Source organism: Synechococcus sp. J7-Johnson, assembly GCF_024345795.1.
Lineage (GTDB): Bacteria > Cyanobacteriota > Cyanobacteriia > PCC-6307 > Cyanobiaceae > Regnicoccus_A.
Genome location: NZ_JAGQBU010000022.1, coordinates 14,654 through 33,875 on the forward strand (window position 1 = coordinate 14,654; position 19,222 = coordinate 33,875).

The 19,222-nt window shown below is 67.0% G+C and carries 20 protein-coding genes and 1 tRNA gene; 10 read left to right on the plus strand and 11 right to left on the minus strand.

The features are described from left to right. Window positions 1-30 precede the first annotated feature (30 nt). Window positions 31-762 carry a WecB/TagA/CpsF family glycosyltransferase gene (locus KBY93_RS11240; protein WP_255094518.1) on the plus strand — a complete coding sequence of 244 codons (732 nt, stop codon included), beginning with the start codon at window positions 31-33 and terminating at the stop codon, window positions 760-762. Between the two features lie 43 nt (window positions 763-805). Here the strand turns inward: KBY93_RS11240 and KBY93_RS11245 are convergent, their stop codons facing one another. Both KBY93_RS11245 and tgt read right to left on the minus strand, forming a co-directional pair. After that, window positions 806-958, minus strand: a complete 153-nt coding sequence (locus KBY93_RS11245) for a photosystem II reaction center protein K (protein WP_094555354.1) — start codon at window positions 956-958, stop codon at window positions 806-808. A 34-nt stretch (window positions 959-992) separates the two neighbouring features. Next, window positions 993-2,138 carry a tRNA guanosine(34) transglycosylase Tgt gene (gene tgt / locus KBY93_RS11250; RefSeq protein WP_255094494.1) on the minus strand — a complete coding sequence of 382 codons (1,146 nt, stop codon included), beginning with the start codon at window positions 2,136-2,138 and terminating at the stop codon, window positions 993-995. Between the two features lie 53 nt (window positions 2,139-2,191). Here tgt and cobS point away from each other — a divergent pair, with 53 nt between their 5' ends. Then, window positions 2,192-2,971 carry an adenosylcobinamide-GDP ribazoletransferase gene (gene cobS / locus KBY93_RS11255; protein ID WP_255094496.1) on the plus strand — a complete coding sequence of 260 codons (780 nt, stop codon included), beginning with the start codon at window positions 2,192-2,194 and terminating at the stop codon, window positions 2,969-2,971. Here the strand turns inward: cobS and KBY93_RS11260 are convergent. After that, entirely contained in the window at window positions 2,968-4,083 is a 1,116-nt protein-coding gene (locus KBY93_RS11260) for a sensor histidine kinase KdpD (RefSeq protein WP_255094497.1), read from the minus strand. The two genes, cobS and KBY93_RS11260, sit on opposite strands and share 4 nt — an antisense overlap. A gap of 405 nt (window positions 4,084-4,488) precedes the next feature. On the opposite strand from KBY93_RS11260, the gene KBY93_RS11265 reads away from it, so the two are divergent. Then, on the plus strand, window positions 4,489-4,860 hold the full coding sequence (locus tag KBY93_RS11265; protein ID WP_094555351.1) for a DUF3155 domain-containing protein: 372 nt from the start codon (window positions 4,489-4,491) through the stop codon (window positions 4,858-4,860). Window positions 4,861-4,923: 63 nt separating this feature from the next. Here KBY93_RS11265 and KBY93_RS11270 read toward each other — a convergent pair whose 3' ends face one another. After that, entirely contained in the window at window positions 4,924-5,529 is a 606-nt protein-coding gene (locus KBY93_RS11270; RefSeq protein WP_255094498.1) for an alpha/beta hydrolase, read from the minus strand. A gap of 137 nt (window positions 5,530-5,666) precedes the next feature. On the opposite strand from KBY93_RS11270, the gene purH reads away from it, so the two are divergent. Both purH and KBY93_RS11280 read left to right on the plus strand, forming a co-directional pair. Next, on the plus strand, window positions 5,667-7,220 hold the full coding sequence (purH, locus tag KBY93_RS11275; RefSeq protein ID WP_255094499.1) for a bifunctional phosphoribosylaminoimidazolecarboxamide formyltransferase/IMP cyclohydrolase: 1,554 nt from the start codon (window positions 5,667-5,669) through the stop codon (window positions 7,218-7,220). A gap of 85 nt (window positions 7,221-7,305) precedes the next feature. Continuing rightward, the gene (locus KBY93_RS11280) at window positions 7,306-7,764 is read left to right on the plus strand and encodes a DUF4079 domain-containing protein (RefSeq protein WP_255094500.1); all 459 of its coding nucleotides are present in this window, start codon (window positions 7,306-7,308) and stop codon (window positions 7,762-7,764) included. 19 nt (window positions 7,765-7,783) lie between these two features. Here KBY93_RS11280 and KBY93_RS11285 read toward each other — a convergent pair whose 3' ends face one another. The 4 genes from KBY93_RS11285 to sfsA all read right to left on the minus strand — a co-directional run bounded on the left by KBY93_RS11285 (window position 7,784) and on the right by sfsA (window position 12,341). Further along, entirely contained in the window at window positions 7,784-8,449 is a 666-nt protein-coding gene (locus tag KBY93_RS11285; protein WP_255094519.1) for a DUF1997 domain-containing protein, read from the minus strand. Window positions 8,450-8,643: 194 nt separating this feature from the next. Beyond that, window positions 8,644-9,840, minus strand: coding sequence for a 4-hydroxy-3-methylbut-2-enyl diphosphate reductase (locus KBY93_RS11290; RefSeq protein ID WP_255094501.1), 1,197 nt, complete (start codon window positions 9,838-9,840; stop codon window positions 8,644-8,646). Between the two features lie 126 nt (window positions 9,841-9,966). Further along, window positions 9,967-11,427, minus strand: a complete 1,461-nt coding sequence (locus KBY93_RS11295) for an ammonium transporter (RefSeq protein WP_255094502.1) — start codon at window positions 11,425-11,427, stop codon at window positions 9,967-9,969. A gap of 107 nt (window positions 11,428-11,534) precedes the next feature. Continuing rightward, entirely contained in the window at window positions 11,535-12,341 is an 807-nt protein-coding gene (sfsA, locus tag KBY93_RS11300; RefSeq protein ID WP_255094503.1) for a DNA/RNA nuclease SfsA, read from the minus strand. Between the two features lie 124 nt (window positions 12,342-12,465). On the opposite strand from sfsA, the gene murJ reads away from it, so the two are divergent. Then, on the plus strand, window positions 12,466-14,079 hold the full coding sequence (gene murJ, locus KBY93_RS11305) for a murein biosynthesis integral membrane protein MurJ (RefSeq protein ID WP_255094504.1): 1,614 nt from the start codon (window positions 12,466-12,468) through the stop codon (window positions 14,077-14,079). Here the strand turns inward: murJ and KBY93_RS11310 are convergent. The 3 genes from KBY93_RS11310 to KBY93_RS11320 all read right to left on the minus strand — a co-directional run bounded on the left by KBY93_RS11310 (window position 14,063) and on the right by KBY93_RS11320 (window position 14,987). After that, window positions 14,063-14,329 carry a cytochrome-c oxidase gene (locus tag KBY93_RS11310; RefSeq protein WP_255094505.1) on the minus strand — a complete coding sequence of 89 codons (267 nt, stop codon included), beginning with the start codon at window positions 14,327-14,329 and terminating at the stop codon, window positions 14,063-14,065. The genes murJ and KBY93_RS11310 overlap by 17 nt on opposite strands. Window positions 14,330-14,423: 94 nt before the next feature. Continuing rightward, window positions 14,424-14,714, minus strand: coding sequence for a DUF3181 family protein (locus KBY93_RS11315; protein WP_094555338.1), 291 nt, complete (start codon window positions 14,712-14,714; stop codon window positions 14,424-14,426). A gap of 15 nt (window positions 14,715-14,729) precedes the next feature. After that, complete coding sequence (locus KBY93_RS11320) at window positions 14,730-14,987, minus strand: hypothetical protein (protein ID WP_255094507.1); 258 nt, start codon at window positions 14,985-14,987, stop codon at window positions 14,730-14,732. A gap of 96 nt (window positions 14,988-15,083) precedes the next feature. Between KBY93_RS11320 and KBY93_RS11325 the strand changes: the two genes are divergently transcribed. The 4 genes from KBY93_RS11325 to KBY93_RS11340 all read left to right on the plus strand — a co-directional run bounded on the left by KBY93_RS11325 (window position 15,084) and on the right by KBY93_RS11340 (window position 19,217). Beyond that, window positions 15,084-15,157 (plus strand) — tRNA-Arg (locus tag KBY93_RS11325). Between the two features lie 190 nt (window positions 15,158-15,347). Beyond that, window positions 15,348-16,637 (plus strand): serine hydroxymethyltransferase, encoded by a 1,290-nt coding sequence (glyA, locus tag KBY93_RS11330; RefSeq protein WP_255094520.1) that lies wholly within the window; start codon window positions 15,348-15,350, stop codon window positions 16,635-16,637. A gap of 143 nt (window positions 16,638-16,780) precedes the next feature. Next, entirely contained in the window at window positions 16,781-17,926 is a 1,146-nt protein-coding gene (locus KBY93_RS11335) for an MraY family glycosyltransferase (RefSeq protein WP_255094522.1), read from the plus strand. Then, window positions 17,901-19,217 carry a competence/damage-inducible protein A gene (locus KBY93_RS11340; protein ID WP_255094508.1) on the plus strand — a complete coding sequence of 439 codons (1,317 nt, stop codon included), beginning with the start codon at window positions 17,901-17,903 and terminating at the stop codon, window positions 19,215-19,217. The genes KBY93_RS11335 and KBY93_RS11340 overlap by 26 nt, the downstream gene beginning before the upstream one ends. Window positions 19,218-19,222: the final 5 nt, after the last annotated feature.

Sequence of the window (19,222 nt, forward strand, 5' to 3'; positions counted from 1 at the left end):
TCCCCTGTGATGCGAAGGGACCTGGCCGTGATGGTGACGGAAACTCAGGTTCCTGGGGGCCTGCGCTCGAAGGTGCTGGGACTGCCGGTCGATGTCTGCTCAGATGTGGCGGATGCCGCGATCGGGCTGCATGGCCGCGGCGGCGGTCAGATCGTCACCCTCAACGCCGAGATGACGATGGCAGCGCTCGAGGATCCTGCACTCGGGGATGTGATTCGAGCCGCTGAGCTGGTCATCCCCGATGGGGCGGGGGTGGTCTGGGCCCTGGGGCGGCAGGGGCACCGGGTGAGACGCAGTCCGGGCATCGAGCTGGCTGATCGGCTGCTGGTTGAGGCTGCCGAGCGGGGATGGCGGGTGGCCCTGGTGGGGGCATCACCCACGGTGATGGAGCGTCTGCGGGAGCGCATGCTGCAGCGACTGCCGGCACTCGATCTGGTCGCCGCGGTACACGGCTATCAAGCCGATGCGGCCTGGCCGGGGCTGGAAGCCACGTTGCAAGCCAGCCAGCTCGATCTGGTGCTGGTGGCGCTGGGGGTCCCTCGCCAGGAAACCTGGATCCAGCGGCTGCATCAGGGCCAGGGCGGCCTCTGGATGGGGGTGGGCGGCAGTTTCGATGTCTGGGCAGGAACCAAAAAAAGGGCCCCCGCCTGGATGGGAGCCCTGCAGATTGAATGGTTGTACCGGTTGATCCAGGAACCGAGCCGTTGGCGGCGGATGCTGGCGCTGCCGGCTTTTGCCTGGGCTGTGCTGCGGGGCGGCTGAGGCGCTGCCCAAGAGGTGTGGTGTGCCTGCCTGATGCGACGGCTCAGCGGAAGCCGACGGATGCCTGCCAGACGAAAGCCAGCAGCAGGAAGAACAGGGGGATGATCGGCAGGATGTCGACCAGTGGGCCGAAGGCCTGATAGGCCTCGGGAAGTTCGGCCAGGGTGGTGGCGGAGATCAGCGCGGAGAAGACCATCCCTGAACGGCGAAAACGTGATATGGGCTGGACGCTACCACGTGTGAGCGGCCCCGGAGCCGGGCTCCCAGGGAGTGAAATCCTCTGCAAAGCAGCCCTCGCGGATGGCCGTCGCCATGGCTGTGCTGAAGCGAATCAGCTGGGTGAGGTTATGCAGGCTGAGCAGGATCCGGCCGAGCAGTTCGTTGCTGCGGAACAGGTGATGCAGATAAGCCCGGCTGTGACCGGTGCAGGCCGGGCAGGCGCAGCTGGCATCGAGCGGGGTGTGGTCGTGGCGGAAACGGGCGTTGCGCAGATTCCAGCGTTCGCCCCCCACCAGGGCGGTGCCGTGGCGGCCCAGGCGGGTGGGCAGCACGCAGTCGAACAGGTCGATGCCCTGGGCCACGGCGATCGCCATCTCCCGCAAGCTGCCCACACCCATCAGATAGCGGGGACGATCGCTGGGCAGCAGGGGCGCAACCTGGCGCACGATCCTGTGCATGGCCTCCACCGGCTCCCCCACGCTCACGCCGCCGATGGCGATACCGGGCAGGTCCATGGCACTCACCGTCCGTGCCGCCTGCTCGCGCAGGTGGGGGAAGGTGCCCCCCTGGACAATGCCGAACAGCGCCTGGTCGCTGCGGTCATGGGTGGCGATGCAACGCTCCAGCCAGGCGTGGGTGCGGCGGCAGGCCTCGCCCACGTCGTTTTCGCTGGCGGGATAGGGCGGACACTGATCGAAGGCCATGGCCACATCGGCCCCGAGCGCCATCTGGATCTGCATCGAACGCTCCGGTGTGAGGCTGATGCGGGCGCCGTCGCGGGGCGAGCGGAACACCACTCCCTCATCGTTGATGACATTGATGTTGCCGAGGCTGAACACCTGGAATCCACCCGAATCGGTGAGCAGGGGCCCATCCCAGCCCATGAAGCGGTGCAGCCCGCCGGCTTCGGCCACGATCCCCTCGCCGGGCTGGAGGTGCAGGTGATACGTGTTGGCGAGCACCATCTGGGCGCCGGTGGCCGCCAGCTGGGCCGGGGTCACACCCTTCACGGTGCCCAGGGTGCCCACCGGCATGAAGCGGGGCGTTTCCACGCGGCCATGGGGCGTGTGAAAGACGCCGCAGCGGGCCTGGGTACAGGGGCACTGGGCCGTGATCTCGAACCGGAAGGGGTCGGCCGCTGCGGCGGAGCGGGTCACGGCGACTGGAACGGTTCGGTGTTGAACTTAGTTCGTTCGCCCTGGAGTGGGCGATGAGGCCCCTTACGGCGCCTCCCTGGCTGCGCGATCTGGCCGGGGCCTGGATCTTCTACACGGTGCTGCCCGCCTGGCCACGGTTGCAGCCCCGCTTTGAGCGGATTGCCCGCTTCGCCCCGTGGATCGGCCTGCTGCAGGGCCTGCTGCAGGGCCTGCTCTGGTGCCTGGCGGAACCCTGGCTCCCGGGAGGGGCCCGCGTAGCTCTGGTTCTGGCCCTTGGCCTCTGGCTGACGGGCGGCATCCACGCCGATGGGGTGATGGACACGGCCGATGGCCTGGCGGCCGGCGAGCGGGCCCTGGAGGCGATGGACGACAGCCGGGTCGGGGCCAGTGGGGTGCTGGCCCTGGTTCAGGTGCTGTTGCTGCGGACGGCCGCGCTGCTCACCCTGGCGGAGTTGAACCTCGGTCCCCTGGTGGCTCTCGGCCTGGTCTGGGCCGGGGTGTGGGGCCGCATCGCCCCGTTGTTTGCCATGCACCTCTTCCCCTACCTGCGGCCCGCCGGCACGGCCGCGTTTCATCAGCGGCACTGGCTCGGCCTCGGCCGGGAGCTCAGGCCAGCGCTGGTGTTGCTGGTGCCGCTCACGCTGGTGGGTGCGTCGATGGGTTGGCCCTGGCAGGGCTTGCTGGGCCTGCTGCCGGCGTGGCTGGTGCCGCTGGGGCTGGGCCGCCGCCTGGGGGGTCACAGCGGTGACAGCTATGGCGCCTGCGTGGAATGGGTGGAGAGCCTGACCCTGCTGCTGCTGGCCCTGGCTGCCCTCGTGGCTGGGGCGGGCTAGGCGCTGGGCGGCAGCTCCAGCAGGAAGGCGTTGCCGGCGTCTGGGAGATCGCTGGCAGCGAGGTTGGGGGGGCAGAGCAGACTCAGTTCACCGCCCATGCTGCGGGCCAGATCCCTGGCCAGGGCCAGCCCCAGTCCCGTGCCAGGGAGGGCCTGGCCCCGCTCCCCCCGGATCCCCCGTCCGAAGATCGCCTCCCGCTCGTCCGGCGAGATCGCCCCTCCGCCATCCCAGACCGTGAGCCTGGGGCTTCCGCCAGACGCCATGGCGGTGTGCAGTCCCACGCTGCTGCCTTCGGGGCTGTAGCGGAAGGCGTTCTCCAGCAGGTTGGCCAGAATTTCGGCCACGGCGGCGCTGTCGCCCCGCCAGTCCGGCAACGAGCTGGGGCCCTGCCAGGGGCGGCCCTGCAGGGCCGCGGTGGCGGCTGCGCGCTGCAGCAGGGGCTCGATCCGCTCCTGCAGGGGTGCGGCGTTGCCGCTCTGGAGGGACGGCGGCAGCAGCAGGGGGCCTGAACTCTGGGGGCCGGACTGGAGCGCCGCTGGATCCGTGAGCCCGTCGATCGCTTCGATGTAACGGTGCAGCTGCTGCCCTTCCACCAGCAGGTTCTCCACCAGCGCGCGGTTCTCGGGATCGCCCTCGAGGCGTCGTTTGAGTAGCTGGGCAAAGGTGCGCAGGGCGGCCAGTGGGTTGCGCATCTGGTGCACCAGCAGGCGCAACTGCTGCTGCTGCCGCTCCAGCTGCTCGCTCAGCCGTTGGTGCTCCAGATCCAGCAGCAGGGCCTCGGTGAGGACCTGGGCCGCCGCCTGCAGCCGTGGATGGAGGTTGGCCGGCCAGGCACTCCCAGCCAGTTCCACCCGCAGGGCGCCCAGCAGGGTGCTCTGGTGGCGCAGGGGCAGCCAGCGGCGCTGCTCACTGGGCAGCAGCAGGCTCGCGTCTTCCTCTACGGGGGGAAGGGCCATGCGTTGTGGAGGCCAGTGGCCTGTCGGCATCAGAGCCGGCTTGCCGTCAGCGCGGGGAATGGCCAGATAGACCACCAGAGAGCGGATGTCGCTGCGGTCGGAGAACTGCTCTAGCTGCAAGCGCAGCAAGGTCAGGAAACGCGGCGACACCTGCATCGTGGCCTGGCCGGGAAAGCCTGCAAAAAAAAGTTCAGGGAACCGTGGTTGAAATCTGGGATTTTGCCTTAAGATTTACGTATCGACCACTACTTCGCGGTCCGCGAGCGGACCTCCAGATGCAGGGGCGAACGCATCGGTTGCACTTTTCTGCAAACGAGGCTACAGCAGAGAGAGACCCGTCCCTCCGCTGTTCGGAGGCATTCCCTGGGATGCCTCCGAGTTGCTTCTTATCTGGCGATTCCCTGAGCAGCTGCCAGCAGCCGCCCCAGGAATTCCGCTCCCGGTAGCCAGATGTCTGGACGTGCCTGCGCTTCCCCAGGGAGCGCTCAGCAGGTTTGTCTCGTCCTGCGAGACCGCCCCATCCTCTCCATCCCTCTCCATCTCCCCCTAGGGAGTTGTTTCATGTCCAAGAAGCGCAAGCGGATCAGTCGCCGTCGTCTCGCCGGTCAGCGCGTGCTTGCCCACGTGCCCACCCACAACCTTGAGACCGGAGAGCACAAGCCGGTCACCGCTGCCCGCCGCTACATCGCCGAAACCGGCCTTGAAGCGCCCGCACTGCTCAACGTCCGCCGCAACGAGCACACCACCGATCGTTTCTTCTGGGGTGAGAAGGGCCTTTTCAGCGCCCAGTACGCCGAGGAGAACCACTTTCTGTTCCCCTCCCTGCGCCTGATCGTCGATCAGGTCGGTGAGGACAACCTCTTCGCCGGCCTTGAGTCCACTGGCTCCGACGACTGGGAAGAGATGGAAGAGTACGAATACGCCTTCGTCTGAGGTCTGCTCCTGGGGCACCGACCCGATCAACCCCTGTGGATCCATGGATCCACAGGGGTTTGTTTATGGGCGTGGCTGCGGCCAGTGCCTCTGCAGGAAGGAGCGCAGAGCCGGGAACAGGGCCGGGTCAATGTTGTGGCCCCCTGGGAAGCCCAGTAACTCACTCTCCCCGCCGGCGCTCCGCCAGAGCCGCTGCAGCTCTTCGCTGGCGCCGTAGGGCACCACCGGGTCCGCTCGGCCGTGGGTAAGCAGGATCGGCGGTAAGGGGGATTGCGGGCTCCAGCCGGGGTGGGGATAGCCGCTGCAGCCGATCACCCCGGCCACCGGCAGATCGCCAGCCACATCCAGGGCCATGGCAGCGCCCTGGGAGAAGCCGAGAACAATGGTCTGCTCCAGGGGCAGGCTGTCCGCCAGGGCCTCCAGCCGCTGGCGCAGCAGCAGCCTGGCCTCCGCCAGGCCCGGCCACTCCGGCTGCTGCAGGTCATACCACTGGCGCCCGACTCCGTAGGGGTGGGGTTCGGGGGCGCGCAGGCTGATCACCCCTGTATCGCGGCTGGCGAGTTCCTCCCCCAGATCCAGCAGGTCGTCGGCATCGGCGCCCCAGCCATGCAGCAGCACCAGCCGTTGCTCGGAGGTGGCGGGTCCGCTGATCAGAAGGTCATCCGTCATGGCACTGGGGCTACTGGCGCGCTCGGGTGTTGGGTGCCGGCGTCAGGGCCGGAGCTGGGGCCATGGTGCTCTGCGGTTGGTGCTGTTGGGGTGCTGCTGCTGCGTAAGTTGTGGCCAGCACGCCATCACGACCTTCCATGGCCCCCACCGCGCTGCTGAGTGTGTCGGACAAGCAGGGCTTGGTGGAACTCGCCACGGCCCTGCACCACCGCCATGGCTACAGCCTGCTCTCAAGTGGCGGCACCGCGGCCACCCTGGCCGCCGCCGGCCTGCCGGTGACACGCGTGGCTGATCACACCGGATCGCCGGAAATTCTCGGCGGCCGGGTCAAGACCCTGCATCCGCGCATTCACGGCGGCATCCTGGCCCGCCGGGAGGATCCAGCCCACCGAGCTGATCTGGAGTCCCAGGCGATCACCCCAATCGATGTGGTGGTGGTGAACCTCTATCCCTTCCGCGAAACGGTGGCCGACCCAGCCGTCTCCTGGGAGACGGCTGTGGAAACGATTGACATCGGTGGCCCGGCCATGGTCCGTGCCGCCGCCAAGAACCATGCTGACGTGGCGGTGCTCACTGACCCCGGCCAGTACGGCGACTTCCTCGCGGCTCTGGCCGACGGTCGTGTCGATGCCTCCCTGCGCCGCCAGCTCGCCCTTGAGGCCTTCCGTCACACCGCCAGTTACGACAGCGCCATCAGCGGCTGGCTGGCGGAGAAACTGGAGCCTGCGGAGGCGGAGCAGGAGCTCCCTCTGCGGCTGGAGTTGCCCTTGCGCCAGCCCCTGCGCTATGGCGAGAATCCCCACCAGCAGGCCGGCTGGTACAGCGAGCCCGGGGCGGGCTGGGGCGGGGCCCGGCAGCTGCAGGGCAAGGAGCTCAGCTTCAACAACCTGCTCGACCTCGATGCCGCCCTGGCCACCGTGAGGGAGTTCGGCTACGGCGCCGACGTCAAACCCGCGGCTGTTGTGGTGAAACACACCAACCCCTGCGGTGCGGCCGTGGGCAGAAGCGCTTCCGAGGCCCTGCAGCGGGCCCTGGAGGCGGATTCGGTCTCTGCCTTCGGAGGCATCGTCGCCCTCAACACTGGGGTCGATGGGGCAAGTGCCGAGCGGCTCACCAGCCTGTTCCTGGAATGCGTTGTGGCGCCCGGTTACAGCGAGGAGGCCCTCGCGCGGTTGGGGGCCAAGGCCAACCTGCGTCTGCTGGAGCTGCCCGCGGCGGCAGTGGCGCTGGCGCCGCGGCGCCAGCTGCGCACCGTGCTCGGCGGCCTCCTGTCCCAGGACCTCGATGACCAGCCCGTCAGCGAAGCCGATTGGCAGGTGGTCAGTAAGCGGCCGCCCAGCCCGGCCGAGCTCGACGACCTGCGTTTCGCCTGGCGCCTAGTGCGCCATGTGCGCTCCAACGCGATCGTGGTGGCCAGGGCCGGGGTCAGCCTGGGGATCGGTGCCGGCCAGATGAACAGGGTCGGCTCAGCCAGGCTCGCCCTGGAGTCGGCTGGAGTTTCCAGCAAGGGAGCGGTGCTCGCCAGTGATGGTTTCTTTCCCTTCGCTGACACCGTGCGGCTGGCGGCGGAGCATGGGATCACCGCGGTGATCCAGCCGGGCGGCAGCATGCGCGACGGGGAGTCGATCCAGGCTTGTGACCAGCTCGATCTGGCGATGATCTGCACCGGCCGCCGGCACTTCCTGCACTGAACGGACGCGCTGCCGGCACGAAACGGCACAGCACAGGGAGACTATGGAACAGTAGTTTCGCTGCCAATGGCTCTACTCCGTGACCATGCCTGACACTCTTCCCTTCTTCCTCAATTTCCTGCACCCGTTGCTGATGTGGGCGTTGCTGGCCCTCTCCGGCTATGCCCTGTTCCTGGGCATCAAGGCCAAGAAGACCCGCACCGCCGATGCGGAGCAGCGCAAGGAGCTGATCAAGGGTAAGTTCGGTCAGCGCCACTTCCAGATCGGCTCGATCGTGCTGGCGGTGACGGTGCTCGGCAGCTTCGGCGGCATGGCCGTCACCTACCTCAACAACGGCAAGCTGTTCGTGAGTCCTCACCTGCTGGTGGGCATCGGCATGGTCTGCCTGATCGCCGTGGCAGCCTCCCTCTCGCCGCTGATCCTCAAGGGCAATCTGGTTGCCCGCAAAGCCCACGTCGGTCTGAACATGACCCTGATGACCCTGTTCCTCTGGCAGGCAGTCACTGGCATGCAGATCGTCAACAAGATCTGGACCGATCGCTGAGGCCCTGCTCAGAAGGTTGTCAGAAGGGGGCTCGGCGTCGGGGCGGGCATTCCAGCTCGTGGGTGGCGTGAAAGTCTTCCTGGACCTTCCAGGTGAGCTTGCGCGAGATCTGACGCACGATCTGACGCAGCAGGTGATCGCCGCTGGATTGGACCAGCTTGTCGGGAAGCAGGCCGATCACCGCTGGCAGCCGGATCCACACGCACAGGTCGAGTTCCCAGCGCACCTGGGTGAGGATGCCGGCCTCTGTCCCTGAATCAGGCTCGACCTCTGAATCCTGCTCCAGCTGCAGGGCGGCGTTGAATTCGACGTCGTAGATCTCCTGCAGGCTGGCGTCAGGGGCGCTCAAGGCCGCTGTGACGATGCGATAGATGCCTTCGCTCTGGGGCAGGAGCTCCAGCCCGATGGTGGGTTCCACCTCAAAGCCGAAATTGCCGAAGCGCCCCAGGGTCAGGGCATAGCCATTTGGCCCGAGCGGTTGCACCGTCATCGGGGCCGCGCAACGGCGGAACCAGCCATCGTGGTGGTCGAGATAGGTGGCTACGGAGTGGGACGGTGCCCGCATCTCCATGACATCGGCGAAGCGGCTGCTGTACCGGCGAACCCGAAGATCGTCGCTGTGGCGCAGGGGCAGGGCTTCTGCTGGCGGGCACTGAGCAGACTCCGGATCCTGGGCAAAGGCCACGGTTGTCGAGGCGTCGCGGGACAGAGCGGTGCTCAAAACTGTTCGATCTCCTCGAGGCCCAAGCAAGTACCCCGTGATGGCGGGAGACGATGAATCAATGTAACTGCAGTTTGCGTGGGCGACCGGGGCCGTTGTGACAGCCACGGAGCTGAGGGTTGGAAGGGGCTCCGTTCAGCCGCTCCCCGCATTCGCCTTCAGTTGCCGCAAAGCTCCATGAGGTGGCGGATCACGTCCTCAACCACCCGGTCGGGAGTAGAGGCGCCTGAGGTGATGCCCACGCGCAGGGGGCCCTCCGGCAGGAAAGGCGCCACCACCTCCAGATCGCCGCCAAGGGGCATGTGCTCGATGCGGTTGCCGGGCCCGATCCGCTCGGGTGTGTCGATGTGGAAGGAGCGGATGCCGCGGCTGATGGCGATCTCCTGCAGGTGTGTGGTGTTCGAGGAGTTGTACCCGCCGATGACGACCATCAGATCGAGCGGTTCATCCACCAGGGAGAACATGGCGTCCTGCCGTTCCTGGGTGGCGTCGCAGATGGTGTTGAAGGCCAGGAAGTGGTCGTTGAGCTCAGCCGGGCCGTAGCGCTGCAGCATGGTGCGCTCGAACATGCGCCCGATTTCCTCGGTTTCACTCTTGAGCATCGTCGTCTGATTGGCCACACCGACGCGCACCAGATCCAGGTCGGGATCGAAGCCCGGGGAGGACGCCTTGGCGAAGTGGGTGATGAAGGCCTCGCGGTCGCCCTTGCCCAGGATGTAATCGCAGACCATCTGGGCCTCGGCCAGATCCAGCACCACCAGATAAGTGCCGGCGAAGGAGCTGGTGGCGAGGGTTTCTTCGTGTTTCACCTTGCCGTGGATGATCGAGCTGAAGGCGTGCTTCTTGTGCTTCTCCACTGTGTTCCACACCTTCGAGACCCAGGGGCAGGTGGTGTCGACGATGTGACAGCCGCGCTCGTTCAGGAGCTGCATTTCCTGCACGGTGGCACCGAAGGCGGGCAGGATCACCACATCACCGACGCCCACCTCTGAGAAGTCCTTGACCCCTTCCTCGACGCGGATGAACAACACGTTCATGTCGCGCAGATGCGCGTTCACCGAGGGATTGTGGATGATTTCGTTGGTGATCCAGATCCGCTCGCTGGGGTAGTGCCGCCGGGTTTCGTAGGCCATTGCCACGGCGCGTTCCACGCCCCAGCAGAAGCCGAAGGCTTCAGCCAGGCGCACAGTGAGACGGCCATGGCGCAGCTCGTAGCCGTTGTCCCGCAGACCGGCGATCAGATCGCTCTGATAGGCCTGCTCGAGACTCCCTGCCACCTGCTCACCCAGACCGAAACCGCGGCGGTTGTAGCGCTCGGAGTGGTGCAGCGAGCGTTTGAAGGCGCGGGTGTCCATGGCGTCGCCGCAAGGCATGCAGGCGCCGACTCTATGGGCTGAGGGCCATGATCGGGCGGAAAAAAAGCCCCGGTGGGAACCGGGGCCAGTCACGACCATGCGGTCGGAACGGGAAGAGCCAGGGGCTCAGTTCGTCGTGGAGGCGAAGTCGGGATAGGCCTCCATCCCGTGCTCGGAGATATCGAGACCTTCGATCTCTTCTCTCTCTGTGACGCGGATGCCTCCGGAGAGACCTCCAAGGACAGACCAAATGATCCAGGAGGTGACCAGGGTGAATATCACGTAGGTGAGGGAACCAAGGATCTGAAGACCGAGCTGGGCAAAACCCTTGCCAAGGAGCAGGCCCTTGTCTGTGCTGAACAGACCTACGGCGAGGGTTCCCCAGATGCCGCAGGTGCCGTGCACCGACCAGGCACCGACCGGATCATCAATGCCGAGGCTGTCAACGAAACTGACGGAGAACACCACCAGGGTGCCGGCAATGAACCCAACCACCCAGGCGGCCGGCATCGAAAATCCATCGCAGCCAGCGGTGATCCCGACCAGACCGGCCAGGATGCCGTTGATCGTCATGGTGAGGTCGGGTTTGCCTGAATGCAGCTGGGAGAAGATTGTTCCAGCAATGCCCCCACCTGCGGCCCCGAGGGTCGTGGTCACGGCGATGTAGGGAACTGTTTCGTTCATAGACAGGACAGATCCCGGGTTGAAGCCGTACCAGCCGATCCAGAGGATCAGGCAGCCCAGAGTGGCAATCGCCAGGTTGTGGCCAGGAATGGCCTGGGTCTTGCCACCTTCGAATTTACCGATTCTGGGTCCCAGGATCATCGCTCCGGCTAGACCAGCGCAAGCACCAACGGTGTGGACCAAGGTGGAACCGGCGAAATCGATGAAGCCGATCTGGTTTAGCCAGCCGGCTGCATTCCACTTCCAGCTGCCCGCAATCGGATAGATGAGGGCCACCAGCACCAGCGAGAAGATCACGAACTCGCCGAACTTGATCCGCTCAGCCACCAGACCCGAAACGATCGTGGCGGAGGTGCCTGCGAAGGCCACCTGGAAGAGAAAATCGACTGACGGCACCAGGGAGGCGTTCTTGACCATGTCCGCTGTGACGGTTGGGTCGAAGAAGAGGCCGAGTGGTCCTCCTTTGCCATAGAAGAGCCAACCGGGAATCACCGGCTCGCCGTACATCAGCGAGAAGCCGATCAGCCAGTAGGCGCTCGCCGCCAAAGCGAACACGATCAGGTTCTTGGCGAGAATGTTGGTGGCGTTCTTCTGGCGGCAGAGACCGGCTTCGACCATGGCGAAGCCGGCGTTCATGAAGATCACCAGGATGGCGGCGATCAGCAGCCAGACATTGTTGATCAGGAAGGCCGGGGTGAGCTCAGGAAGCTCGGCAGCGTGGGCGGAGAGGTTAAACACCCCGAGGCCGAAAAGGGCCAGGGGCACACAGGCCAGCCAGGTGAGCGTGCGGGAATTGGAGAGCCCGCGGATGCTGCGCAGCAGCAGTTCGGGAGCCTCAAGCAGACTCGCCTCCTGAAGACGCCGCGGCCGGCGTCGCCCAGGGGCGTGAGGAGCAACTGTCATGGAGCGGAACGTCGCACAGGATTTTGCGGAGAGAGGATGGATCACGCCCAAGGGCGTTCCTACATGGCAAAAGTGCACGGTGCGGCACCAATCGCTGGTGGCGTTCGCTACAAAACCTCTGATCCGTTTGCGTTGGGAGGTGCCGGGGGTTCGCTGGGGATCAACTCGGCCACGCCGAGCCAGCTCACGCCCTCGGCGCTGAAGCGGTAGCGCAGGGGCAGTACCTCAACCCCTGCCGCCAGGGCCTCCCGGAACAACTCGCCGTAGCGGGGATCGGCCGAATCCCCCGGCGCGAAGGCCGTCACGTCGGCGCGGCTCAGGCAGGGAACGAGCAGGCCGCGGGCTTCTGGTCCAACGGCCATCAGCTCACGCAGGTGCTTCTGACCCCTCTCGGTGACCGTATCCGGGAACAGAGCCAGCTCCCCCCGGCTCCAGGTGGTGTTCTTGACCTCCAGGTAGATCGGCCGCGGGTCGGCGGCGGCGTCGGCAGGGCTCAGCAGCAGATCGATCCGGCTGCGACGGTTCTGCCCGTAGGGCACCTCGGCGCGGATCGAGTCGATCGGTCCCAGCCATGGCTCCAGGCAGCCCGCTTCGATCGTGGCCCGCACCAGCCGGTTGGGCAGGGCCGTGTTCACCCCCACCCAGCAGTCCTGGCCGTCACTGCCCGTCACCAGGGCCTGCTCCCAGCTCCAGGCCAGCTTGCGCTCGGGCCTGGGGTCGTGGCGCAGGCGCACTCGTTCTCCTGGAAGGAGCACCCCGGTCATGGGTCCGGTGTTGGGGCAATGGGCGGTCACCACCTGGCCGTCAGCCAGCTCCACATCGGCCAGGAAGCGTTTGTAGCGGCGCAGCAGCACCCCCTCCACCAGGTTCTGCATCGGCAGGATCAGGCTGGGGCAGGGCTTCGGATCCGGCATCAACTCGGGTGCTGGCCAGGGGGGCTGGCTCAGTCGCCCATATGCTGCCGCTCGGCCGGTCGCTATGGCTGCGGGCGGCGGGGTGGAGAATCCCCCGATGGATGGGGCCCAACGGCCTGACTGGATGGCGAAATCCCTGCGGCGCATCGCCCTGATCGTGGCGCTGGCCACGGCCCTGAGCAAGGTGGCCGGTCTGCTGCGACAGCTGGTGATCGCCGCCGCCTTCGGGGTGGGAGCCGCCTACGACGCCTACAACTACGCCTACGTACTGCCCGGTTTCCTGCTGATCCTGCTGGGGGGCATCAACGGGCCGTTCCACAGCGCCATGGTGAGCGTGCTGGCCCGCCGCCCCCGCGAAGAGGGAGCCCATGTGCTGGCAGCGATCAACACCCTGGTGGGGGTTGGTCTGCTTGGTGTGACCGTGCTGCTGGTGGTCGGAGCCGATCCGCTGATTTCCCTGGTGGGGCCGGGGCTGGGGGACGAGCGCCACGCCATCGCCGTGCTGCAGTTGCGCTGGATGGCGCCGATGGCCCTGTTTTCGGGCTTGATCGGCCTGGGCTTTGGGGCTCTCAATGCCGCCGACGTGTTCTGGCTGCCATCGGTGAGCCCGCTGGTGTCGAGCGTGGCGATGATCGGCGGCATCGGCATTCTCTGGTGGCAGCTGGGCCCGGCGATCACCCTGCCCGCCACGGCGGTGATCGGCGGCGTGGTGCTCGCACTCACCACCACCCTGGGGGCGCTGCTGCAGTGGCTGATCCAGCTGCCCGCCCTGGCGAAGGAGGGGCTGAATCGGTTTCAGCTCGTCTGGGATTGGCAGCACCCTGGCGTCAGGGAGGTGCTTCAGGTGATGGGTCCGGCCACGCTCTCCTCGGGGATGCTCCAGATCAATGTGTTCACCAGTCTGTTCTTCGCCTCGGGGATGGTGGGTGCGGCGGCCGGCCTGGGTTACGCCAACCTGCTGGTGCAGACACCGCTGGGCTTGATCTCGAACGCCTTGCTCGTGCCGCTGCTGCCGGTGTTCTCCCGGCTGACGGCCCCAGCCGACCGATCTGCCCTGGTCGGCCGCATCCGCCAGGGCCTGATGCTCTCGAACGCCAGCATGCTGCCGCTGGGGGCCCTGATGGTGGGTCTGGCCGGTCCGATCGTGGCCCTGATCTACAAACGGGGGGCCTTCGACCTGGGTGCGGCCCAGCTGGTGACGAGCCTGCTGATCGCCTACGGGATCGGCATGCCTGCCTACCTCGGCCGTGATGTGATCGTGCGCGTCTTCTATGCCCTCGGTGATGGCAACACGCCATTCCGCTTCTCCCTGGCCGGGATCGGCTTCAACGTGATCTTCTGCTGGTTGTTCGTCGGGGGCCCCACCCCCTGGGGGCTCCAGCTCCCGGCGTTCAACTTCGGCGCTGCCGGGCTGGTGATGGCCACGGTGGCGGTGAATGTGCTCACCTGCGCCGGATTGCTGCTGGCGCTGCAACGGCGCCTTGGCAGCCTGCCCCTGCGGGCCTGGGGGCGGGACAGCCTGCTGCTGCTGCTGGCCGCCCTGGCGGGGGGTCTGGCCGCCTGGGTGCTCTCCAGCTATGTGGCCTGGCCAGGCGGACTGCTGGGCCAGCTGCTTCAGTGCGCGCTGAGTGCCGGCCTGGGGCTGACTCTCTACGGCCTGATCGCCAGCTGGGCAGGGGTGCCCGAGGCCCGTGATCTGGTCCTGCAGGTGCGCACGCGCCTCAGCCGGGGTTCCTGAGGGTCACCCGGCGCTCCTCACGCACCTGAACCGGGATCTCAAGGTGGCTGCGTCCGAGCATCTGGGGGCCATCCACCGAGAAGATCCGGGCCTCGATACCGAAATCACGAAAGGCATTCTCCAGTTCCTGGATCAGGGCCTTCTCCACCTGGGCCTCGGCGTCGACGACCTTGCCGATCAAGCGGCCGCCCAGGGGGCCGATGCGCTGACGGACCACCTCTCGGGCATTGGTGACCTCAATGACCAGCATCCAACGCCTGCAATGGGTTTGAACCTTATCTGCTGCGCAACGTCCAGGCCGGCACTGTCGTGCTTCTTCAGCCGCTGCCACCCATCAATGGGGCTCAGCGCCCCAAGTTCTCAAGGACGTCCTCGAGATCACGCAACTGCCCCGGGGGGAGCAGACGGGCCAGGGGCAGGCGGCTGGAGCCTCCGCCGATCGGCACCTGGACCGCTTCAAGGGCCTGGCGGGCGCAGACGCCGGGCCCCTGATCGAGCCGGGCGGCGCATTCGATCGCCAGGGTCATCGCCAGACCGGCATCGCCCAGGTAGAGATGCCAGCTGGCCACCTGGATATAGAGGCGGTCAGCCAGGGCCAGGCTCAGCTCCTCGAGTTCAGGTCCCGTCAGGCTCACTGGACTTGGCTGCGCTCAGACCTCACCTTGGTCGAGGGTCTGGCTTCGTGGGCGCAGCCGCAACACGATGATGAGGTGCAGCAGCCAGCCCGCCCCCCAGGTCAGGCTCAGCCAGCTCAGGTGAACCCAGGGATGACGCAGCCCCTGCACGAACCACAGACCCGTGTTCAAGGCAGCGAACAGGCCGCCATGGAGGCAGAGGTTCACCACCCGCTCGTAGTGGCGGTAGGTGGGGTCGGCGGGGTCGGCGGGGCCGTACCAGCGGATCGGCATGGGGAGGGGGAACGCAGAGCCTGAGGTGGCTGTCTCGATTGTGCCCCGGCGACAGTTGACGAATGGCCCCCCCATGCGGTGAGAATGTTGAAGTAAGCGCTTGTAGCTCAGCGGATTAGAGCATCTGACTACGGATCAGAGGGTCGGGAGTTCGAATCTCTCCAGGCGCGCTTGTCAACCGTCCGACATCGGGCGGTTTTTTTTGGTTTTTTCTCCTCCAGTGGCGTTGACTCTGGCGTTGACGCCCCGGGCGTTGACCAGACCGCGCTCCCTCCAGCCATTTGGCCCTTGGCCAACCGGCCAGCTGCTGTGCGGGGATGATTTCTTACGATGGGAAGCTCGCGCCTTTCCGTCGACACCATGGTGGAAACCACCGGTACGCCCCTGAACCAGTCCCTGGCGGCCGGTGATCCCGCCATCGCCGCCCTGATCGGCCGAGAGCTGGAGCGTCAGCAGACCCATCTGGAGCTGATCGCCAGCGAGAATTTCACCTCCCGGGCCGTGATGGAGGCCCAGGGATCTGTGCTCACAAATAAGTACGCCGAAGGCTTGCCACACAAGCGCTACTACGGCGGCTGTGAGCATGTCGACGCGATCGAGGAGCTGGCGATCGCCCGGGCCCGCCAGCTGTTCGGGGCCGCCTGGGCAAACGTGCAGCCCCACAGTGGCGCCCAGGCCAACTTCGCGGTGTTCCTGGCCCTGCTCCAGCCCGGCGACACGATCCTGGGCATGGATCTGTCCCATGGCGGTCACCTCACCCATGGTTCGCCCGTGAATGTCTCGGGCAAGTGGTTCAAGGCCGTCCATTACGGCGTCGATCCCCACACCCACCGGCTCGACTACGACGCCATCCGGGCCCTGGCCGAGCAGCACCGCCCCAGGCTGATCATCTGTGGCTACTCGGCTTACCCCCGCACGATCGACTTCGCTGCCTTCCGCTCGATCGCCGATTCCGTCGACGCCTTCCTGCTGGCTGACATGGCCCACATCGCCGGCCTGGTGGCGACAGGTGCCCACCCCAGCCCCATTCCCCATTGCCATGTGGTCACCACCACCACCCACAAGACCCTGCGTGGGCCCCGCGGCGGACTGATCCTCTGCAATGACGCCGAGTTCGGCAAGCGCTTCGACAAGGCCGTCTTCCCCGGCAGCCAGGGCGGCCCCCTGGAACATGTGGTGGCGGCCAAGGCCGTGGCTTTCGGCGAGGCCCTGCAGCCCTCCTTCCGGGCCTACAGCCAGCAGGTGATCCGCAATGCCCAGGCCATGGCCGCGCGGATCCAGGAACGGGGCATCGCCGTCGTTTCCGGTGGTACCGACAACCACCTGGTGCTGCTCGATCTGCGCTCGATCGGACTCACCGGCAAGGTGGCTGACCTGCTGGTGAGCGAGGTCAACATCACGGCCAACAAGAACACCGTGCCCTTCGATCCTGAATCGCCCTTCGTCACCAGTGGTCTGCGCCTCGGCACCGCTGCCCTCACCACCCGTGGCTTCGATGCCGACGACTTCGCCGAGGTGGCCGATGTGATCGCCGACCGGCTGCTTCATCCCGAGGACAGCGTCATCGAGCTGCGCTGCCGCGAGCGCGTTCGCGCCCTATGTGAGCGCCATCCGCTTTACGGCCCGAGCCGCATTCCCCAGCCGGCCTGACCCTGACTGCCTAAGCTTTGCCCTCGGTGCGGTCCCTGCATGGCTCCCCCCGCGACGTTGCCGCCAGCGTTGCCCCGCCCCGGGCCGTGGTTCGTTAGCCGGTCGTTTCCACTCCCAGGTGACTCCATGCTTGCCCGTTGCTCGTGAGCGTGGCCGCCAGTCCGCTCGCCGCGGCCCTCTTCACCTTGCTGATCGCGGCGCTGTTAACGGCTCTGGTCGTGCCGCTGGTTCGCCGGATGGGGCTTCACTATGGCCTCTTCGATGCCCCTGATCCGCGTAAGCAGCACGACGTGCCGATGGTGCGGCTGGGCGGGATCGGCATGGTGGCGGGGTTTTCCCTGGCTCTGGCGATCACCTGGGCCCTGGGGGGCTTCGGCAACCTGGCTCAGGACCGGGACCAGCTGATCTGGACCACCCTGGCCGGTGCGCTCTGTTACTTCGTGATCGGCCTGGCCGATGATCTCTTCGCCCTGCCGCCCCTGCCGCGCCTCGCCGGCCAGGTGGCCGTGGCGGTGGTGGTCTGGGGCGAGGGGGTGCGCATTGGAGCGATCGATCTGCCTCTGGGATGGTTCGGTCTGCCGTCGCTGGCCTTTCCTTTGCCAGACAGCCTCAGCCTGCTGGCCACGGTGATCTGGCTGGTGGGCATCACCAATGCCATCAACTGGATCGATGGCCTTGACGGGCTTGCCGCCGGCGTGGGAGGCATCGCGGCGGTGGGGCTGCTCTCGGTGAGCTTCAGCCTGCAGCAGAGCGCAGCAGGGCTGCTTGCGGCCGCCCTGGCCGGCGCCTGCCTTGGCTTCCTGCGCCATAATTTCAACCCCGCCCGCATTTTCATGGGCGATGGCGGCTCCTATTTCCTGGGTTTTGCCCTGGCGGCGATCAGCATCGTCGGCCCGGCCAAAGGGCTCACCACCGTCAGCCTGCTTTTCCCCCTGCTGATCCTCTCCCTGCCTCTGGCCGACATGTCGGCGGTGATCATGGGCCGGCTCAGTGAGGGGCACTCCCCCTTTTATCCCGACCGCCGCCATCTCCACCACCGGCTGCTGCGGGCCGGCTTCAGCCATCGCCGCACAGTGGTGCTCATCTACGCCTTCACCCAGTGGCTGGCGGCACTGGCCCTGGTGGCGGCCAATGTGCAGCTGCGCTTCCTCTGGCTCGCGCTGGCCACCGCGGTGCTGATCGGCGCTGTGCTGGGATCCCGGCGCCAGCGCCGGTTATCGGGGGATTCCACAACCACCAATTCCTCCCCATCCTTCCCCTGTGATGCCGGCCGTGACCCGAAGCTCTGAGAGCGGGCCCAGCGGCGGCACCGAAATCCTCTGCATCGGCACGGAGCTGCTGCTGGGCAACATCCTCAACGGCAACGCCCGCTGGCTGGCGGAGCAGCTGGCGGGCCTGGGGCTACGCCATTACCGCCAGTCCGTGGTGGGGGACAACCGGGATCGCCTGATCGCCATGGTGCAGGAGGCCTCCAGGCGTTGCCGGGTGCTGATCTGCACAGGTGGTCTCGGCCCCACGCCCGATGACCTCACCACCGAGGCGCTGGCCGCTGCCTTCGCCACCCCGCTCGAGGAGCGGCCCGAAGTGTGGCGCGATATCCAGGCCAAGTTCGCGGCCCTGGGCCGCACCCCGTCGCCGAGCAACCTCAAGCAGGCCCTGCTGCCGGTGGGGGCCGAAATGTTGCCCAACCCGCTGGGCACGGCCCCCGGCATGATCTGGACCCCCAGGCCCGGCTTCACCCTGCTCACCTTTCCCGGAGTGCCCTCCGAGCTTCGGGCGATGTGGGCAGCAACCGCGGCGCCCTGGCTGCGCGGACATGGTTTTGTCGAGGGGGTGTTCGCCAGCCGGATCCTGCGCTTCTGGGGGGCGGGGGAGTCGCTCCTGGCGGAGCAGGTGGCCGACCTGCTGGATCTGACGAATCCCACCGTGGCTCCCTACGCCGGCACGGGTGAGGTGAAGTTGCGGATCACGTCCCAGGGACCCACGCTCCAGCAGGCCGAGCTGCTCCTGGCCCCGGTGGAAGCCGAGCTGCGCCTTCGGCTGGGGTCCTGGTTCTACGGAGTCGACGACGACAGCCAGGCCTCCCTCTGCCTGGAGCTGCTGCGGCGGAGGGGGGAGTCGCTGGCCGTCGCGGAGTCGTGCACCGGCGGTGGGCTGGGCGCAGCCCTGACGGCGGTGGCCGGTGCTTCGGATGTGTTCCTCGGCGGTGTGATCGCCTACGCCAACTCCGTCAAGCAAGCGCTGCTGGGTGTCCCCGCCGCCATGCTCGAGGCCCACGGGGCGGTGAGTGATCCGGTGGCGATCGCCATGGCCGAAGGGGTGCGGCGGGTCACCGGCAGCACCTGGTCCTTGGCGCTCACGGGCGTCGCCGGCCCCGGTGGTGGCAGCCCCGGGAAGCCGGTGGGGCTGGTGCACATCGCCCTGGCGGGGCCCCGGGGCAACGCCAGTGAGGGTGTGCGTTTCGGCGCTGGCCGCAGCCGCGACTGGATCCAGACGGTCAGCGCCGGCGAGGCTCTCAACCGCCTGCGTCTGCGTCTGCTGGCCGAGACGCAGGCTGATCTCCAGATCCCTTCGCCTTAGGCTGA

Coding starts and splice junctions, on each gene's coding strand:
- KBY93_RS11245 (WP_094555354.1), bottom strand. CDS start 958: ATGGTCTTCTCCGCGCTGATCTCCGCCACCACCCTGGCCGAACTTCCC.
- cobS (WP_255094496.1), top strand. CDS start 2,192: ATGAGGCCCCTTACGGCGCCTCCCTGGCTGCGCGATCTGGCCGGGGCC.
- KBY93_RS11340 (WP_255094508.1), top strand. CDS start 17,901: ATGCCGGCCGTGACCCGAAGCTCTGAGAGCGGGCCCAGCGGCGGCACC.
- glyA (WP_255094520.1), top strand. CDS start 15,348: ATGGTGGAAACCACCGGTACGCCCCTGAACCAGTCCCTGGCGGCCGGT.
- murJ (WP_255094504.1), top strand. CDS start 12,466: ATGGCGAAATCCCTGCGGCGCATCGCCCTGATCGTGGCGCTGGCCACG.
- KBY93_RS11270 (WP_255094498.1), bottom strand. CDS start 5,529: ATGACGGATGACCTTCTGATCAGCGGACCCGCCACCTCCGAGCAACGG.
- KBY93_RS11265 (WP_094555351.1), top strand. CDS start 4,489: ATGTCCAAGAAGCGCAAGCGGATCAGTCGCCGTCGTCTCGCCGGTCAG.
- KBY93_RS11240 (WP_255094518.1), top strand. CDS start 31: ATGGTGACGGAAACTCAGGTTCCTGGGGGCCTGCGCTCGAAGGTGCTG.
- purH (WP_255094499.1), top strand. CDS start 5,667: ATGGCCCCCACCGCGCTGCTGAGTGTGTCGGACAAGCAGGGCTTGGTG.
- KBY93_RS11295 (WP_255094502.1), bottom strand. CDS start 11,427: ATGACAGTTGCTCCTCACGCCCCTGGGCGACGCCGGCCGCGGCGTCTT.
- KBY93_RS11310 (WP_255094505.1), bottom strand. CDS start 14,329: ATGCTGGTCATTGAGGTCACCAATGCCCGAGAGGTGGTCCGTCAGCGC.
- KBY93_RS11280 (WP_255094500.1), top strand. CDS start 7,306: ATGCCTGACACTCTTCCCTTCTTCCTCAATTTCCTGCACCCGTTGCTG.
- KBY93_RS11290 (WP_255094501.1), bottom strand. CDS start 9,840: ATGGACACCCGCGCCTTCAAACGCTCGCTGCACCACTCCGAGCGCTAC.
- sfsA (WP_255094503.1), bottom strand. CDS start 12,341: ATGCCGGATCCGAAGCCCTGCCCCAGCCTGATCCTGCCGATGCAGAAC.
- KBY93_RS11260 (WP_255094497.1), bottom strand. CDS start 4,083: ATGCAGGTGTCGCCGCGTTTCCTGACCTTGCTGCGCTTGCAGCTAGAG.
- KBY93_RS11320 (WP_255094507.1), bottom strand. CDS start 14,987: ATGCCGATCCGCTGGTACGGCCCCGCCGACCCCGCCGACCCCACCTAC.